Below are 14,573 nucleotides of genomic sequence, written 5' to 3' on the forward strand. Positions count from 1 at the left end.
GAGGCGTCTCAGTCGGCGCGGCCCGCAACGCCCCCTGGTATCGCACCCGGGGGATTACCCCGGGCAGGCCTAGGAGTTGACCTGCGCCGTCACCAGGCTCGAGAAGGTGGTCAGCCGGGTGTAGACACCCGGGTAACCGGCCTGGGCGCAACCCTCACCCCAGGAAGTGATCCCTGCCAGGACGCCCCCGATGAGCAGGGGACCGCCGCTGTCGCCCTGGCAGGTGTCCACGCCGCCGGAGGAGTATCCGGCGCACACCATCTCGCTCCGCACGTAGTCGGAGCCGTACGAGCTGCCGCAGCTGGAGTCGGACACGATCGGCACGGTCGCGGTGCGCAGCTGGTTGGAGGAGCTGCCACCGGAGGAGGTGGTGCCCCAGCCGAGGATCCGGGCGGAGGTGCCGGCCGCGTACACGCCGGTGTCGGAGGACGACACGTACTTCGCCGTGGTGTACGGCATCGCCGTCGACAGCGTCAGCACGGCCACGTCCTCGCCGTTGGTGGCGTCGGTGTAGCTCGGGTGGATCCATATCTTGCTGACTCTGCTGACCGTGCCGTCGGTGCCGTTGCGGTAGGTGCGCCCGCCGACGACCATCGTGTTGCTCGTGGTCCGGCCCACCATGCAGTGCGCGGCGGTGACGACCTTCCGGGGCGCGACCAGCGTGCCGCCGCAGAACTGGGACTGCGAGGCGTTGGTGATCTGCATGACGAACGGGTACGCGGACGCGGTGGTCGTCGTGCCGCCGACGATGGGCTGGGGAGCGGCGGTCGCGGCCGGGGCGCTGAACAGGGCGGTCGCGGCGGCGGCAGCGGTCGCCGCGGCGACGGCGGCGGCCTTCTTGGCACGGGTGAGCCCGAACATGAGTCTCCTCGGATGGCCGGTGGGGGGTCGCGCGGGTGGGGGGTGACGCACCGGGGGGCTCCGTCGACCCCCGGGTGCCCGGGCGAGCGGCACGCCCTCAAGCTAGAACCCGGCACACAGCCCTCCCAATGAGGGACTCCCCTAAGGGAGTTGGGCAGGGAAAACCCTCGATGGGCCGTCATAAACGCGCGTGCGGGAGGATGGCCGGAACACCGGCAGGGGCGAGTCGCGGGCAAAGGCCCGCGGCTCGTACGGCGGTTACTTCGGGTCCCGGCGGAACGTCGAGGTCGACCAGAGCCAGCCGAGCCCCGCGAGCCCCAGGCACCACAGGATGGCGAGCCACCCGTTGTGGCCGATCTCGCTGCCGAGCAGCAACCCGCGCAGCGTCTCGATGGCGGGCGTGAACGGCTGGTACTCGGCGATCGGCCGGAACCAGCCGGGCATGGCGTCGACCGGGGTGAACGCGCTGGACAGCAGCGGCAGCAGGATCAGCGGCATCGCGTTGTTGCTGGCGGCCTCGGCGTTCGGGCTGACCAGACCCATCCCCACCGCGATCCAGGTCAGCGCCAGGGCGAAGAGGACGAGCAGCCCGAACGCCGCCAGCCACTCAAGGGCGGTGGCGTCCGTGGACCGGAAGCCGATGGCCACGGCGACGGCGCCCACCAGGACCACGCTCACCACCGACTGGAGCACACTGCCGACGACGTGCCCGACGAGCACGGAGGGGCGGTGGATCGCCATCGTGCGGAAGCGGGCGATGATGCCCTCGTTCATGTCGTTGGACACGGACACCGCGGTGCCGATCACGGTGCTGCCGACGGTCATCAGCAGCAGGCCCGGGACGACGTACGCGATGTACGCGGAGCGGTCCGGCCGGCCGCCGCCGATACCCGCGCTCATCGCGTCGCCGAAGATGTAGACGAACAGCAACAGCAGCATGATCGGGGTGAGCAGCAGGTTCAGGGTGAGGGACGGATAGCGGCGCGCGTGCAGCAGGTTGCGGCGCAGCATCGTGACCGAGTCGCGCACGGCGAGGGAGAGCGGGGCCGGGCGGGCGGACGCCTGGGGGGTACTCATCGGACAGCCTCCTCGGGCTGGTTCGGCCGGCCGGTGGCGCCGGTCAGGGCGAAGAACACGTCGTCGAGGTCGGGGGTGTGCACGGTCAGTTCGTCCGCCTCGATGCCGGCCGAGGCCAACCGGTCGAGGAGGGCGCGCAGTTCACGCTGGCTGCCGCCGGACGGGATGCGCAGCGCCAGCGCCTCGTCGTCCCGGGCGACCTCGTTCAGGGCGGCGGCGGCCGTCCGGTAGGCCGCGGGGTCGGTGAAGCGGAGCCGGACGTGCCCGCCGGGGACGAGCCGCTTCAGCTCCTCCGCGCTGCCCTCGGCGGCGATCCTGCCGTCGTGGAGGACGGCGATACGGTCGGCGAGCTCGTCGGCCTCCTCCAGGTACTGGGTGGTGAGGAAGACGGTGACGCCGCCCGTGACCAGCTCACGGATGATCTGCCACATGGTGTGACGTGCCCGTGGGTCCAGACCCGTGGTCGGCTCGTCGAGGAAGATGACGCGCGGGCCGCCGACCAGGGTCATGGCGATGTCCAGACGGCGCTTCATGCCGCCGGAGTAGGTGGAGGCGGGCTTCTTCGCCGCCTCCACCAGGTCGAAACGCTCCAGCAGTTCGGCGGCCACCCGCCGCCCCTCGCGGCGCGAGAGGTGGTGCAGGTCGGCCATGAGGAGCATGTTCTCCTCGCCGGTGATCAGTCCGTCGACGGCCGAGAACTGGCCGGTGACGCCGATTGCGGCACGCACCGCCTGGGGGTCGGCGGCCAGGTCGTGGCCGCCGACGCGGATCTCGCCGGAGCCGGGTCCGGGGGAGATCAGGGTGGAGAGGATCTTCACGGTGGTGGTCTTCCCGGCGCCGTTCGGGCCGAGCAGGGAGAAGACCGTCCCCTCGGGGATCGCCAGGTCGACGCCGTCGAGCACGACCTTGTCGCCGTACGACTTGCGCAGCCCGTGTGCCGCGATGGCCAGGTTCGTCATGGTGGGTGCTCCTCGGGTGCCGCGGGGGTCAGATGCTGCGGGCGGTGATGTCGCCGTGGCCGGTCGTGGCGTGGATGGCCAGGCCGGCGGCGGCGCCGTCGGTGTTCTGCAGGGCGTTGTGGATCCGCCCGTAGCCGGTGCCGGCGTCCAGGGAGGCGGAGACTCCGGGGGCGGCGCCGACCGCGATGTCGCCGGACCCGGTGCGCAGTTCGACCGTGCCGCGCACGGCCTCGGTGATGTGGATGTCGCCCTGCTGGGTGCTGATCCGCGCGGGCCCGCCCAGGCGGCCGACCATGACGTCACCGGCGAGGACGCTGAGCCGGGCGCCGGCGGTCTCGTCGAGCTTGACCGGGCCCTGCGCGCCCTCCAGGGCGACGTCGCCGAGCCGTCCGACACCGCGGAACTCGGCGCAGGAGGAGGTGGCCTCGACGTGGGAGCCGGCGGGCAGCTGGACGGTGACCTCGACGGCGCCGGAGGGACCGAAGTACTGGTTCTTCGCCGGTGCGGCCTCGATGCGCAGCACACCGTCGGCGTACGCGACCGTGGTCTGCTCGGCCGCCTTCACGTCCCGGCTCCGGGTGGTGTCGGCGGGCAGCACCTGGACGGTGGTGTCGGCCCGGTCGGCGGCGATGAACAGCACGCGTCCGGCGGGGATGTCCACGACGGCGGCGATCGGGGCGGGGGTGGCGAACGTCTGCATGGGGATCTCCTGGCTGCTCTGACTGCTCGGTGTTTCCGACGATGGAAACGCTACGTTGCATTCATGAAGTCATCAATGCAGTTGTTGCGCCGGCTCAGTAACTTAGCAGCTCAGAGGCGATAAATCATTGCAATGGCTGTGCAGCGTAATGCAATGACCCTGCGCGCTTCGTTGCAATGACATGAGGGTGAACGCTAGGGTGCAGGCACCGGATCAGTGCGAAGGGAGACCGGGATGCCCGGAGGCAGGCTCACTCAGCAGGAACGCCAGCAGATCGCGCTCGGGCTGGCCGACGGGCTCGCCTACGCGGAGATCGCCCGGCGTCTGGACCGCCCCACCTCGACGGTCACCCGGGAGGTGATGCGCAACGGCGGCCCCACCGCCTACCGCGCCGACCTGGCCCACCGCGCCACCGAACGCCGCGCCCACCGGCGCAGGAAGGCCGCGGCCAGGGAGCAGCAGGTGCCCGCGCAGGCCCACGGACGCGACGCCGCGGCGGTGCGCGAGTACGAGGAGACGCTCACCACCGTCATGATGCAGTCCGGCATGCCCAAGATGATGGCCCGGGTCCTGGCCTGCCTCACCCTCACCGACGCGGGCTGCCTCACCGCCTCCGAACTCGCCCAGCGCCTCCAGGTCAGCCCGGCGTCCGTGTCCAAGGCGATCGCGTTCCTCGAGAGCCAGGGCCTGGTCCGCCGGGAACGCGACGAACGCCGCCGCGAGCGCTACCTCGTCGACGACGACGTCTGGTACCAGTCCATGATGGCCAGCGCACGGGCCCTGGTTCAGCTCGTCGGGATCACACGGCAGGGGGTCGGCATCCTCGGCCCCGGCACCCCCGCCGCCACCCGCCTGGAGAACGTCGCCCGCTTCCTCGACTTCGTCGCCGAGAGCACGGCCCGCGCCGCGGAACAGGCCCGCGACATCCTCCACACCAGACCCGCGACGGCCTCGGACGGCCACCCCGCGGCCGCGACGCCCTCAGACGGTACTGGCGCGTCCGGCCGGTCCGCTCACGGGGCGTGACGGCCCGCCGCCAGTCTGACGATGTCGACCCGGGAGCGGATGCCGAGCTTGCGGTAGACCCGGGTGAGTGTCGCCTCGACCGTCTTGACGCTGATGAACAGGCGTGCGGCGATCTCGCGGTTGGTGGCGCCCTCCATCACCAGCGCCGCCACCTGACGCTCCATCGAGGCCAGGCCCTCCAGGGCGTCCAGCGTGGGGGCGGGGGCGACGGCCGGCTCGGCCGGTCCGGCCGCGGCGGCCTCGTCGACCTGGCGCAGCCACGGCAGCGCCCGGCACCGCCGGAACAGCCGGGCCGCCTCGTCGTACGACGCCGGCCCCGGGCGCCGGGTGCGCAGCCGGGCCAGCGCGAAGGCGGCCCGGGCCTCCTCCAGGCCGTAGCCGAGCCCGGCCAGCCGGTCCTGAGCCGACGTCAGCTGGGCGAGGGCGGCCTCCTGCTGGCCGCGGGCCGCGCGCACCAGGGCCTCCGCGCGGTCCAGGACGGCCAGCACGCTCTCCCGGCCCAGCCGCAGCGCGTGCACCCGGGTGACGTCGATGACGTCCTGCGCCTCGCCCGGCTCGCCGATCCGCACCAGGGCCTCGGCGAGGTCGCCCTGCCAGCGGCCGCGCGCCGGGTCGGTGATGCCCAGGCCGAACTCCAGTTCCCGCACCCGGCGCAGGGAACGCACCGCGCCCGCCGCGTCGCCGGCCACCAGCTGGGCGTAGCCGAGCGCGGCCAGCGCCCGCGACAGGTACATCTGGTCGCCGTCCACCTCGGCGTGGTCCGCCGCCTCCCGGGCCAGGGCCAGGGCCCGGTCCACGTCCCCGGCCGAGGCCTCCGCGAGGGAGGTCAGCATCGCCGAGGCGCCCTCGCCGATCCCCGAGTCCCGTGCCAGCCGCAGGCTCTCGTGGGCCAGGTCCAGGGCCCGGCCGCAGTGCCCGAAGCGCAGCTCGGTGTCGGCGAGGCAGCGCAGGAAGTGCACCTCGCTCTCGACCATGCCGCGCCGCCGCGCCTCCCGCAGCAGCGTGGTGATGGTGGCCCGGGCCTCGGGCAGCCGGTCGCTCATCAGCAGCCACCGGAACCGGGCCGAGCCGGCGCCGTTGTGGTGGCAGGCCACGTACGGGTCCTGGGGTTCCTTCAGCGCCCGCTTGATGGTGGCGGGGGCGTCCGGGTGCCCCATCAGGGTCTCCACGGACGCCTGGAAGGACAGCGCCATCAGCTCCGTGCGCCGGTCCTCGCCCCGCGCGGCCAGCTCCGCGGCGTGCGCCGCCTCCTGCCGCGCCTCGGCGAAGTCGCCCTCCACCACCAGACCGCGCCAGGCCAGCTGGTAGTGGACGAGGGAGAGCAGCCGCGGGTCGTCGCCCGCGTCGGCCAGCGCCTGCGGGAAGACCGCGTCGACGTCGGCGAGGGCCTGCCCGGCCGCCTCGATGACCACCATCCAGGCCCGCACCCGCTCCGCGGGCACCGTGACCCGGGTCAGCACGTCCCGGGCGATGTCCCGCGCCAGGTCCACCTCACCGGCGGTGATGGCGTCCTCGGCGGCCGTCAGCCGCCGCTCGTCGGCGTCCGGGCTGTGGCCGGCCGGGGTGTGCCGGGCGGCGAGCAGCCCCAGGGAGGCGGCCACCGAGGGCGCCCCGCGGTCCCGGGCCAGCGCCGCCGCCTCCGCCAGCCGGTCCGCCACGTCCGGGTCGGTGCCGGTGGTCGCCAGGGCCAGGTGCCGGGCCCGCTCGATCGGGTCGGAGGCGGCCGTGGACAGCGCGGCGTGCGCGGCCCTGCGCTCCTGCGCCGGGGCCTCCGCGTACAGCGCGGCCGAGATCAGCGGATGCGCGAACCGTACGGCCGGCCCCTCCGGCTCGGTCGCCAGCAGCCCCAGGCCGGCGGCCTGGGCGGTCTCGGCCTCGGCGTTGTCCCGCCCGGCCGCGTGCAGCAGGGCCAGAGTGGGACGGGCACCCGCGCTGGCCACCAGCAGGGTGCGCCGGGCCTCGTCGGACAGCATCTCCAGGCGGCTGAGCACCAGGGCACGCAGCGAGGTCGGCACCGGCAACGGGTCGCCGGGCCGGGGCCGGGCGGGACTCTCGGCCAGGGCCCGGCCCAGTTCCAGGGCGAACAAGGGGTTGCCGCCGCTGGTGCGGTGGATGTCACGGACGGTGGAGCGGGACAGGCCGGCGTAGCCGCGGTGGTCGAGCAGGGCGGAGACCTGGGTGCGGGAGAGCGGGCCCAGCCGGACCGCGAGGGTGTCCGGCGGGCAGGCCCCCAGGTGGCGGTCGTACTCCTCGCCCTCGGTGCGCACCGCGTACAGCAGCTGCACCGGGATGTCGCCCAGCCGGCGGGCGGCGAAGCCGAGGAGTTCGGCGCTGGCCGAGTCCAGCCACTGCAGGTCGTCGGCGACGAGCAGGACCGGCCCGTCGGCGGCGAGCACGCGCAGCGCGGACAGCACCGCCAGGCGCAGCGCGAGCCCGTCGCGCTGCAGGGTGGACTCGCCGCGGCCGGTGAGCGCCGACTCCAGGGCGGTGCGCTGGGCGGGGGGCAGCTTGCCGGACACCTCGTCCAGGACCAGCCCGAACAGGTCGGCCAGCGCCAGGAACGGCAGATGCGATTCGGACTCGGTCGCCGAGCAGCGCAGCACGGTGCGTGCCGTACCGGCGTAATCCGCGGCCAGTGCCCGCAGCACAGTCGACTTTCCAATTCCGGCCGGACCGTGCAGGAGCACACTGCCGCCCCGGCCGAGCTGCTCACGGGCCGCCGTGAACAGTTCCTCGCGGCCGATGACCAGGTCGGAGCGGTTTCTGGCAGGCTCCTGGAAGTCCCGTCGCACGGTCACCGCTCCCTCCGTGTGTCGTGTCCTGGCCAATATTAGGCAACGACACATTGAAATTCGGACGGACGCTGTGGTGAGGGAAACAACAGCGAGGCGAAGAAGGGAGAATTACAAACCCCGCCTGAGTGAATGGAAGCACCTCACACCGACGCAGGCCACCCCACAATCGGGCGGAACCCCGCCCGGCGTCGACGCCACTCACCCGACGACACCGTTGTCAGCCACCCCGTGCCACGACGGCGCCCCCACGCAGCCCCTGGCAGCCGCCCACGCCGACGTCGCCCACCCCGCGCCGCGACGCAAGCCCCCGCGTGGCCGAGGACAGTCGTGCACGCCGCAGGGCGGTATCCGTCCCACGTCGCGGCGGCAGCCGCTCCGCGTGGCCGATGGCAGCCGCTCCGCGTCGCCGGCGGCGGCCGTCCCGCGTGGCCGATGGGCGGGCCGTCCCGCGCCGTGACGGCAGCCGCCCCGCGTCGCCGATGGCAGCACCCCAGGTCGCCAAGGGCTGATACCTCACGTCGCCGGGACAGCCACTCCGCGTCGTCGACGGCGGCCGTCCCGCGTGGCCGATGGCGAGCCGTTCCACGTCGCGGCGGCAGCCACCCCGAACCGATGGCAGCCACCCCACCTCGCCGGCGGCAGCCGCCAGCGATGTCTACGGCGGCCGCCCAGCGATGTCTACGGCAGCCACCCCGCCCGGCGTGCGGCGACCACGGCCTCCCCGCGGGTGCGGGCGCCCAGCTTGCGCATCGCCGAGCGCAGGTACGCCTTGACGGTCTCGGCCGTCACTCCCAGCCGCTCGGCGACGGCCGCGTTGGTGGCGCCCGTCGCCACGCACGCCAGGACGTCCACCTCCCGGGGCGCCAGCCGGGCCCCCGCCGCCGGCCGCGCGGTCAGCAGCGCGCAGGCTTCGAGCAGCTCGGCCCGCAGCGCCGGGTCGCCGATCCGCGGCGCCAGCGCCCGCAGCGCCGCGTGCGCCTGGCGCACCTGCTCGGCCGGGGCCGCGGCGCCGAGCGGCTCCGGCACCTGCCCCGCCCGTGCGGCGTCGAGCGTCTGGCGGGCCTCCTCCCGTAGCACCAGCGCCCGCTCCACCTCCCGGGCCGCCTCCACGGCGGCGTCCAGCGTGCGCCCGCCCAGCGGCTGGGCCGTGCGCAGGGCGCCGTACAGCACCCCCCGCACCCGGTGCCGTACCACCACCGGCACGGCCAGCACCGAGCGCAGCCCCTCCGCGGCCACCGGGGCGTCGTACTCGTGGCTGATCTGCCGCGACGCCGAGTAGTCCGTCACCACGCACGGCCGGGCCAGCGCCACCGCCTTGCCGCCCAGCCCGTTGCCGGAGGTCACCGCGAGCGAGCGCAGCGCGTGCGTGAGGGTGCCGTCCAGTTCACTGATCCGGATCTGCTGCCGCCCGGGCTCCAGCAGGCCGCCGAAGGCGACCGGGAGCCCCGTGGTACGCCTCAGCCGCGCCAGCGCGTTCCGTATCTCCACCGTGTCGGCCGTCACCTGATCGCCCTCTCCCGCGGCTCGCTGTGCGGCGACCACCCCCGTTCGGGGGTAGTGAGACCCGCATCACGGATTACACGATGTCCGGGAGCCGCCCGGCAATGGTCCGGTACCGAGGAGGACGCATGAGCACGGCCACGGAGCTGTTCCGCGGGGCACGGGACTTCCTGCTGGCGCACCGCGAGGACTACGCCACCGCCTACGCCGGCTTCACCTGGCCGCGGCCCGACCGCTTCAACTGGGCCCTCGACTGGTTCGACGCCATCGCCGAGGGCAACGCCCGGACCGCGCTGCACATCGTCGAGGAGGACGGCCGCGAGACCCGGCTGTCCTTCGCGGAGCTGTCCACCCGCTCCGACCAGTGCGCCACCTGGCTCAGGCGGCAGGGCGTGCGCGCCGAGGACCGGGTCCTGGTGATGCTCGGCAACCAGGAGGAGCTGTGGATCACGGCCCTGGCCGCGATGAAGCTGCGGGCCGTGGTCATCCCGGCGACCCCCCTGCTGAGCCCCGCCGACCTCCGCGACCGCGTCGAGCGCGGCCGGGTCCGGCACGTGATCGTGCGCGACGCCGACACCGGCAAGTTCGCCGAGGTCCCCGGCGACTACACCCGCGTCGCCGTCGGCGCCCCGGTCGAGGGCTGGCTGCCGTTCGCGGACATGTACGCGGGCGAAGCCCGCTTCACCCCCGACGGCCCCACCGGCGCCGACGACCCGCTGATGCTGTACTTCACCTCCGGCACCACCGCCCGCCCCAAGCTGGTCGAGCACACCCACACCTCGTACCCGATCGGGCATCTGGCCACCATGTACTGGATCGGCCTGAAGCCGGGCGACGTGCACCTGAACATCTCCTCGCCGGGCTGGGCCAAACACGCCTGGTCCAACCTGTTCGCCCCCTGGAACGCCGAGGCGACCGTCTTCATCCACAACTACACACGCTTCGACCCGGCCCGCCTGATGTCCGAGATGGAACGCGCCGGCGTCACCACCTTCTGCGCCCCGCCCACCGTGTGGCGCATGCTCATCCAGGCCGACCTGACCCAGCTGCGCACCCCGCCCCGCGAGGTCGTCGCCGCCGGGGAGCCGCTGAACCCCGAGGTGATCGAGCAGGTCCGCCGGGCCTGGGGCGTGACCATCCGGGACGGCTTCGGGCAGACCGAGACCGCCGTCCAGATCGCCAACAGCCCCGGCCAGCCGCTCAAGCCCGGCTCCATGGGCCGCCCCAGCCCCGGCTACCGCGTCGAACTCCTCGACCCCGTCTCGGGCGCGCCCGGCGCGGCGGAGGGCGAGATCGCGCTCGACCTCTCCGGGAACCGCCCGGTGGGCCTGATGACCGGCTACCACGGCGACCCGGACCGTACGGCGGAGGCGATGGCGGGCGGCTACTACCGCACCGGCGACATCGGCCGCCGGGACGAGGACGGATACGTCTTCTACGTCGGACGGGCCGACGACGTCTTCAAGGCCTCCGACTACAAGATCAGCCCGTTCGAGCTGGAGAGCGCCCTGCTGGAGCACGAGGCGGTGGCCGAGGCGGCCGTCGTCCCCGCCCCGGACGAGCTGCGCCTGGCCGTCCCGAAGGCGTACGTCGTGCTCGCCGAGGGCTGGGAGCCGGGTCCGGACACCGCGAAGGTGCTGTTCGAGCACTCCCGCCAGGTCCTCGCGCCCTACAAGCGCATCCGCCGCCTGGAGTTCTCCGCCCTGCCCAAGACCGTCTCCGGCAAGATCCGCCGCGTCGAGCTGCGCGAGGCCACGGCCGCCGGCTCGGACGCCGAGTACCGCGAGGAGGACTTCCGGTGAACGACCTGTCCTACACCCACGGCACCAGCGCGACGCCCCTGCTCGGCGACACGATCGGCGCCAACCTGGAGCGGGCGGTGGCCGCCTGGCCGGACCGCGAGGTGCTCGTGGACGTGCCGTCCGGGCGGCGCTGGACCTACGCCGCCTTCGCCGCCGACGTCGAGAAGCTGGCGCTGGCGCTGCTCGCCGCCGGGGTCGCCAAGGGCGACCGGGTGGGCATCTGGGCGGTCAACTGCCCCGAGTGGGTGCTGGTCCAGTACGCCACCGCCCGCATCGGCGCGATCATGGTCAACATCAACCCGGCCTACCGCACCCACGAGGTCGAGTACGTCCTCAACCAGGCCGGTGTCTCCCTGCTCTTCGCCTCCCTCGGCCACAAGAGCAGCGACTACCGGGCGATGGTCGGGGAAGTGCGGCCCAGGTGCCCGCAGTTGCGCGAGACGGTGTACTTCGGCGACCCCAGCTGGGACGCGCTGCTCGCCCGCGCGACCCCGGCCCGCGGGGAGGAGCTGTCCTGCGACGACCCGATCAACATCCAGTACACCTCGGGCACGACGGGCTTCCCCAAGGGGGCCACGCTCTCCCACCACAACATCCTCAACAACGGTTTCTTCGTGGGGGAGTTGCTCGGCTACTCGGAGCAGGACCGGGTGTGCGTCCCGGTGCCCTTCTACCACTGTTTCGGCATGGTCATGGGAAACCTGGCCGCCACGTCCCACGGCGCCTGCATCGTCATCCCCGCCCCCTCCTTCGACCCGGAGGCCACGCTGCGGGCGGTGCAGCAGGAGCGCTGTACGTCCCTGTACGGCGTGCCCACGATGTTCATCGCCGAGCTCAACCTGCCCGGCTTCGCCTCGTACGACCTCACCTCCCTGCGCACCGGCATCATGGCGGGCTCGCCCTGCCCGGTGGAGGTGATGAAGCGGGTGGTCGCCGAGATGCACATGGAGCAGGTCTCCATCTGCTACGGCATGACCGAGACGTCCCCGGTCTCCCTGCAGACGCGGATGGACGACGACCTGGAGCACCGCACCGGCACGGTCGGCCGGGTCCTGCCGCACCTCGAGGTGAAGGTCGTCGACCCGGCGACCGGGGTGACGCAACCGCGCGGCAGGGCGGGGGAGTTGTGCACCCGCGGCTACAGCGTGATGCTCGGCTACTGGAACGAGCCGGAGAAGACCGCCGAGGCGGTGGACCCGGGCCGCTGGATGCACACGGGCGACCTGGCGGTGATGCGGGAGGACGGGTACGTCGAGATCGTCGGCCGCATCAAGGACATGATCATCCGGGGCGGGGAGAACATCTATCCGCGCGAGATCGAGGAGTTCCTCTACGGCCACCCCAAGATCCGTGACGTCCAGGTCGTGGGCGTCCCGCACGAGCGGTACGGCGAGGAGGTCCTGGCCTGCGTCATCCCCCGCGACGCGGCCGACCCGCTCACCCTGGAGGAACTGCGCGCCTTCTGCCAGGGGCGGCTGGCGCACTACAAGATCCCGAGCAGGCTGCAGATCCTGGACTCCTTCCCGATGACGGTGTCGGGCAAGGTGCGGAAGGTGGAGCTGCGGGAGAGGTACGGCTGAGGCACCCGGCCGGGCAGCACCGCCAGGCAGGCCGGCGGTTCCAGGCAGTCGTTGGGGCACTCTCCCGCCCCGCATCATGGGGGGCACCGGGGGATCAGGCGTCGGTCGGACGCAGGGTGTCCGCCGGGGCGTTCGCGGGGCGGGGGGTGCCCGTGCGGTCCAGGACGAACAGCGGGACGGCCAGCAAGTCGGCGCGGGCGCGGGCCGCCGGGGTGTAACCGCCCAGGGAGAAGTACAGGCAGGCCGCGGATTCCGTCATGGCCGTCAGCCACAGGCACTCCACGTCCCGCAGGGCAGCAGGCCGTGCTGACGGGTCGACCTGGGCGAGCAGGCCGCGGGCGGCCAGGGCGATGCCGGACGGCGGGCGGCGGTCCGCGCGGCGGATGTCCCGGTGGCCGAGCCGGTGCAGGTACAGCGCGGCGGCCATGACGATGTCCAGCGCGGTACGGACCGGAGCCGGCCCGGCGGCCCCGCCCGGGACGAGGTCGCCGCCGGACGCGGTACGGGCGGCGGGGCCCGCCACGGGGATCCGCAGCACCGTCCCGCACGGGCAGCCCAGCTCCGGGTACGGCCACGCGCCGGCGCGGCCGCAGGCCGCGCACCGCACGGTGACCCAGTCGTCCTCCCAGACGCGGTGCGCGAGGGGCGTCGCGGGCGCGGCGGCGTCCAGCGACGGGGCGACGGGCGCTCCGCACGCACACGGATACGCCGGCGCCGCGTAGCGGTGCTCGCGACCGCAGGACGGGCAGTGCACCGGCACGCTCTCGGACATGGCCTCATCGTCCTCCAGCAGGACCCCGCTTGTCCCTGTCTTGACGGGCTTCGCCCGCCGCCCGCGGGACGCAAGGGGTGCGGATCCGGCGGTCCCGGGCCTTCGACATGGACTTCCAGGTGAATCTGGAGTCGACGGCCAACGACATAGGTGACGTGGAGTTCGAGGAACTCGACACCGAACCCGGCCACGCACCCGGGCGTGGTGCCACCCCGCGGGTGAGCCCGGACCTCGTCCCCCGTGCGAGATCCGGGCTCCGTCCGTGCCGGGGCCCAGGACCGGGCCGGGATATCCCCCGTCGGCCCGTCCCGGTCCTGCCCCCGCTCCCCCGTTCCCCCCGTGGCGGGGCCCGCAGCCCCCGTGCCGGCGGGTCCCGTGTGACGGAGAATGTGCCCTAAACCGGGGGCTGTTGAAGCCTCTCGGGCCTTGTTCAGAGGTTCATTTGAGGATTCCGTAGCCGCCGGTACGACCGGCGACGTACGTGGCGGCCTCCAGCCTCGTGATTCGCCCCCGCGCGAGTGCGCGGAGGCGGATCGGTCCGGGTGTGCCGGACGGGAGCACTTCACCTGCTCGGTTTCCCGGCCTCAGTCCGGTCGGCAGTGAGCGAGTGCGGCGCGAACCCGGCGGAGCCCCTCCACCCTCCAGTGATCCCGGTCGGGCATCCGGTCGTCCCGGCGCCAGCGCCAGGCCGAGAACAACGCCCAGTTCAGGGCTCGGCACCGGTGAAGCAGGTCGGGGTCGGCGCCCGGACAGTGCTGTGCCACGTCCTCGGGCGCATGGGCCAGGTCGAACTCGACCGGCCCGCGGCAGCACGTGGCGAGGTCCACGAACAGCGGTCCTCTCCTCGTGTTCAGGAGGTTGCCCGGATGCGGCTCGCCGTGCAGCAGCTGGGCGTCGGCCTTCTCGACGCTGACCGCGGTGGACAGGTCGCCGAGCGTGGCGCTGAGGAAGTCCCGGTCGGCGTCGGGCAGTTCGGGAGACCGCTCCCGGTCGTCCACCTCTTGGCGGGCGAGGGCGACCCGGTCGGTGACATGCGGTGCCGCCAGCTCGATCCGGCGCAGGGCGGCATGGTGCCGCAGAAGGGCGTCCGCGTAGTCGGCCGGCGCGAGCGGCGACCCCAGGGGTTCGTAGTAGGTCCACAGCGAGACGGCGAAGCCGTCACGCACATGAACCCGGGGCTCGACCCGGGGGTCGAGTTCGGCCACCGGAGCGCCGGCGCTCGTGAGCCGGCGAGCGACCTCCACCTCGAACTCGGCCCCCGCCAGGTGCTCCGCGGGCGCGACCCGGGCCAGAACCCCGCAGGGGAGTAGCCGGAGCGCGACGCGGTCCGAGTCGTGGATCACGGCCACCTCGTCGGCCTGGAGCCCCAGCTTTGAGGCGGTCGCCCGTCCTGCCTCCACGGCGCGGCGCAGTACCGAGGGCTCCATGCCGTTCCCCTTTCATCGGTGCGTGTTCCTGCACGTCCGGGGACCCTAGTGACGCCCCCGGACGGTCCGCGCCC

Annotated in this window: 11 protein-coding genes; 3 read left to right on the forward strand and 8 right to left on the reverse strand. The window is 73.4% G+C overall.

The genetic code is table 11. The features are described from left to right. Positions 1 to 69: 69 nt before the first annotated feature. The 4 genes from AB0K80_RS28895 to AB0K80_RS28910 all read right to left on the reverse strand — a co-directional run bounded on the left by AB0K80_RS28895 (position 70) and on the right by AB0K80_RS28910 (position 3,597). Complete coding sequence (locus tag AB0K80_RS28895; protein ID WP_365674646.1) at positions 70 to 861, reverse strand: serine protease; 792 nt, start codon at positions 859 to 861, stop codon at positions 70 to 72. 258 nt (positions 862 to 1,119) lie between these two features. Then, positions 1,120 to 1,938, reverse strand: coding sequence for an ABC transporter permease (locus tag AB0K80_RS28900; protein WP_365674648.1), 819 nt, complete (start codon positions 1,936 to 1,938; stop codon positions 1,120 to 1,122). Continuing rightward, positions 1,935 to 2,897 (reverse strand): ATP-binding cassette domain-containing protein, encoded by a 963-nt coding sequence (locus AB0K80_RS28905; RefSeq protein WP_365674650.1) that lies wholly within the window; start codon positions 2,895 to 2,897, stop codon positions 1,935 to 1,937. The genes AB0K80_RS28900 and AB0K80_RS28905 overlap by 4 nt, the downstream gene beginning before the upstream one ends. A 28-nt stretch (positions 2,898 to 2,925) precedes the next feature. After that, positions 2,926 to 3,597 carry a DUF4097 family beta strand repeat-containing protein gene (locus AB0K80_RS28910; protein WP_365674652.1) on the reverse strand — a complete coding sequence of 224 codons (672 nt, stop codon included), beginning with the start codon at positions 3,595 to 3,597 and terminating at the stop codon, positions 2,926 to 2,928. Positions 3,598 to 3,831: 234 nt separating this feature from the next. Here AB0K80_RS28910 and AB0K80_RS28915 point away from each other — a divergent pair, with 234 nt between their 5' ends. Further along, positions 3,832 to 4,623, forward strand: a complete 792-nt coding sequence (locus tag AB0K80_RS28915) for a helix-turn-helix domain-containing protein (RefSeq protein WP_365674653.1) — start codon at positions 3,832 to 3,834, stop codon at positions 4,621 to 4,623. Here AB0K80_RS28915 and AB0K80_RS28920 read toward each other — a convergent pair. Beyond that, positions 4,611 to 7,421, reverse strand: coding sequence for an AAA family ATPase (locus tag AB0K80_RS28920; RefSeq protein ID WP_365674655.1), 2,811 nt, complete (start codon positions 7,419 to 7,421; stop codon positions 4,611 to 4,613). The genes AB0K80_RS28915 and AB0K80_RS28920 overlap by 13 nt on opposite strands. A 675-nt stretch (positions 7,422 to 8,096) precedes the next feature. Next, positions 8,097 to 8,921, reverse strand: a complete 825-nt coding sequence (locus tag AB0K80_RS28925; RefSeq protein ID WP_365674656.1) for a LuxR C-terminal-related transcriptional regulator — start codon at positions 8,919 to 8,921, stop codon at positions 8,097 to 8,099. Positions 8,922 to 9,046: 125 nt separating this feature from the next. On the opposite strand from AB0K80_RS28925, the gene AB0K80_RS28930 reads away from it, so the two are divergent. Together AB0K80_RS28930 and AB0K80_RS28935 are read left to right on the forward strand one after the other, a co-directional pair. Then, the gene (locus tag AB0K80_RS28930) at positions 9,047 to 10,720 is read left to right on the forward strand and encodes an AMP-binding protein (protein WP_365674657.1); all 1,674 of its coding nucleotides are present in this window, start codon (positions 9,047 to 9,049) and stop codon (positions 10,718 to 10,720) included. Beyond that, the gene (locus tag AB0K80_RS28935; protein ID WP_365674659.1) at positions 10,717 to 12,300 is read left to right on the forward strand and encodes an AMP-binding protein; all 1,584 of its coding nucleotides are present in this window, start codon (positions 10,717 to 10,719) and stop codon (positions 12,298 to 12,300) included. The genes AB0K80_RS28930 and AB0K80_RS28935 overlap by 4 nt, the downstream gene beginning before the upstream one ends. Positions 12,301 to 12,394: 94 nt before the next feature. Here AB0K80_RS28935 and AB0K80_RS28940 read toward each other — a convergent pair whose 3' ends face one another. Further along, positions 12,395 to 13,072 (reverse strand): hypothetical protein, encoded by a 678-nt coding sequence (locus AB0K80_RS28940; protein ID WP_365674661.1) that lies wholly within the window; start codon positions 13,070 to 13,072, stop codon positions 12,395 to 12,397. 584 nt (positions 13,073 to 13,656) lie between these two features. Beyond that, positions 13,657 to 14,499: an aminoglycoside phosphotransferase family protein gene (locus AB0K80_RS28945; RefSeq protein ID WP_365674663.1), complete on the reverse strand. Its 843-nt coding sequence runs from the start codon at positions 14,497 to 14,499 to the stop codon at positions 13,657 to 13,659. Positions 14,500 to 14,573: the final 74 nt, after the last annotated feature.

The organism is Streptomyces sp. NPDC052682 (assembly GCF_040678435.1).
In the GTDB taxonomy this organism is placed as follows: domain Bacteria; phylum Actinomycetota; class Actinomycetes; order Streptomycetales; family Streptomycetaceae; genus Streptomyces.